Origin of the sequence: Pseudoalteromonas sp. MMG012 (assembly GCF_018100875.1) — a bacterium.
In the GTDB taxonomy this organism is placed as follows: domain Bacteria; phylum Pseudomonadota; class Gammaproteobacteria; order Enterobacterales; family Alteromonadaceae; genus Pseudoalteromonas; species Pseudoalteromonas aurantia.
The window spans coordinates 1-2,241 of the sequence record NZ_JAGJEF010000169.1 but is presented as its reverse complement, the minus strand read 5'-3'; the positions used below and the strand labels follow the sequence as shown (position 1 = coordinate 2,241).

Genomic DNA, 2,241 nt, shown 5'->3' with positions numbered 1-2,241 from the left:
GTTGGGAATTGAAATAATATCATCATACTTGCCATAGCCAGCATAGCTTGAGGCTTCTGGATAGTGCTGCCAGTATGAATCTATAAGCGATGCTGCGAATTGTTCGAAACTTTGGTTAACTGAGGTTGTCGATTCGTTTTTGGTGTGGGTTGTTTGGTTGGCAGAGTTGCATGCAGTTAAACCTAACGCAACAACCAATGCTAAGCCGAGAGTCGTTTTTTTCATTATGGATCCGTTCTTAATTGTACTGTACGTATGGTATCAAGGATTACATGTCATCGCATGTTACTCTCTCAGTGTAACGAAGAAATACAACCTTTGTTTGAGGACGATTTTACAGTGTTTAAAATATAGGTGAGCGTATGTATTTAGTCATGTTCGAGCAATACGGCCCCACTATTTGATTCTCCAAGAATGTCATCCGGATTATATAGCGGACAACTACTCATAGACAAACAGCCACATCCAATGCATCCATCAACTCTGTCTCTCAACCTCTGCATATAGGCAATTTTTTCATCGAGTTGTACTTGCCACTGTTTTGACAGCTTTTCCCAGTCATGTTTATTGGGGGTTCGGCTATCAGGTAGAGTATTGAGCGTTTCTTTGATCTCTTCGAGAGTGACGCCCATTCTCTGTGCTGCTTTTATGACTGCGATACGCCTGAGAACATCAGGTTTGTAGCGTCTTTGATTGCCATTGTTGCGCCAGCTACGTATTAACCCCTTTGTTTCATAGAAATGCAGCGTTGATACTTTCACATCACTGCGTTTTGCGACATAGCCGACGGGTAAATTGGCTTCTTGTAGTTGCTGAGTACCCATAAAACTCCTGAATAAAACGCTTTACCTCAAGTCTACTTAAGGTTTTAACATGCTACTAAACATATAGCAAATAAGGACTGTAATGAAAACAATCGTAATATATTCTAGTGCAAATAGACATGGCAATACTGCGACAGTAAGTGAGAACTATGTGTCACAACATGAAGGGGCTGATTCGGTTTATTTAGATGACTTGGTTATTCATGATTATAGTTATGACCATAGGCATAAAGAGGATGATTTTCGCCGTATATTTTTACAAGTGTTACAATACGACCATGTGGTATTTTCATCTCCAGTATATTGGTATGCCGTTACTCCGAGAATGAAGGCATTTTTTGACCGAATTACAGAGTTTATGGATGATGACGCACTTAAAGCGTCATTAAGGCAATTAAGAGGCAAACGTTTTTCGATACTGACCAATTCAATTAGTAGCGCTGCCCCCGCGCCGATGTTAGAAATGATGATTAAAACATGTGAATATTTAGGTATGAAAGAACAGGCACATCAGCACTTTCAATTTCCGGTGTCGATTTAATAATGCGTGCTTTAGTGTAATAAAAGGCCATAATTTATGGCCTTTTTAAATTAACCTCAGGTTTGGATAAGGGTTTTGGCATAGAAAATGTTTTGTAAACAAACTTACGTCCAATCCAATGATGATATTTTGTTCAATATCAAGGCGCTTTTATGCAGAAATAGGGGGCTATTACAAATGAAAGCAACGCCGAGGGTGAGAAAAATAGCTTTATTGGGCAAATTCGCTTATCCAGAGCTGAGGTTAAATTAGTTAGAAGTTGTAGCTGACAGTTAACTTAATACTTCTCGGCATGATGTAACAACCGTTTGGCGCATCAGTGTTACGTGGGTCTCTTTCTGTGATCCCTTGTTCATCCGTTTAATTATCGACTGATAGTTGAAATCTCACCTGATCAGTGGGTTCAATCATTATTCCAATATCCAGCTTTTCATATCCATCTAAAATAACGGTATTTTCGTTATTACTGAAGCGATCATCCACTGCGGATAATGTTCCGTATACGGTTGCAAACATATCCGTAATTTCAAACTCGTAACTTGGCGTGACACGTAATTGCCAACTTGGCTGTCTTTGACTTTCATTTCCTTCGTTGGTTTGACTCTCGGTAATTTCAGCATCTTGCCATGTTGCATTTAAATTGACAGAGAGGCCTGATTGATGATTGTATGTATAATCAAATTCAATCCCGAAAGCTTCGTTGGTGAGAATTTCAGCGGGTGTACCAAATTGTCGAATAAACGTATCACCTTTGACTTCGTTTGCAAATAACGTGGCAAAAAAGTCGGTGTTTTGCGACATATATTTATAACCAATCTCTAATTGAGCTACTTCTTTTATTAATGACTCTCCAGACTGATATGTGTTGTAATTACC

Annotated in this window: 2 protein-coding genes and 2 pseudogenes; 1 reads left to right on the top strand and 3 read right to left on the bottom strand. The window is 39.0% G+C overall.

All coding sequences use genetic code 11. The features are described 5' to 3' along the window. Positions 1-225, bottom strand: a pseudogene (locus tag J8L97_RS22790) (DUF885 domain-containing protein); the annotation flags it as partial. Between the two features lie 143 nt (positions 226-368). Further along, positions 369-824: a redox-sensitive transcriptional activator SoxR gene (gene soxR, locus J8L97_RS22785; protein ID WP_211053010.1), complete on the bottom strand. Its 456-nt coding sequence runs from the start codon at positions 822-824 to the stop codon at positions 369-371. Positions 825-906: 82 nt separating this feature from the next. Between soxR and J8L97_RS22780 the strand changes: the two genes are divergently transcribed. Then, positions 907-1,365 carry a flavodoxin family protein gene (locus J8L97_RS22780; protein ID WP_192509935.1) on the top strand — a complete coding sequence of 153 codons (459 nt, stop codon included), beginning with the start codon at positions 907-909 and terminating at the stop codon, positions 1,363-1,365. A 252-nt stretch (positions 1,366-1,617) separates the two neighbouring features. On the opposite strand, the pseudogene J8L97_RS22775 reads toward J8L97_RS22780, so the two are convergent. After that, positions 1,618-2,241, bottom strand: a pseudogene (locus J8L97_RS22775) (TonB-dependent receptor domain-containing protein); the annotation flags it as partial.

Coding starts and splice junctions, on each gene's coding strand:
- J8L97_RS22780 (WP_192509935.1), top strand. CDS start 907: ATGAAAACAATCGTAATATATTCTAGTGCAAATAGACATGGCAATACT.
- soxR (WP_211053010.1), bottom strand. CDS start 824: ATGGGTACTCAGCAACTACAAGAAGCCAATTTACCCGTCGGCTATGTC.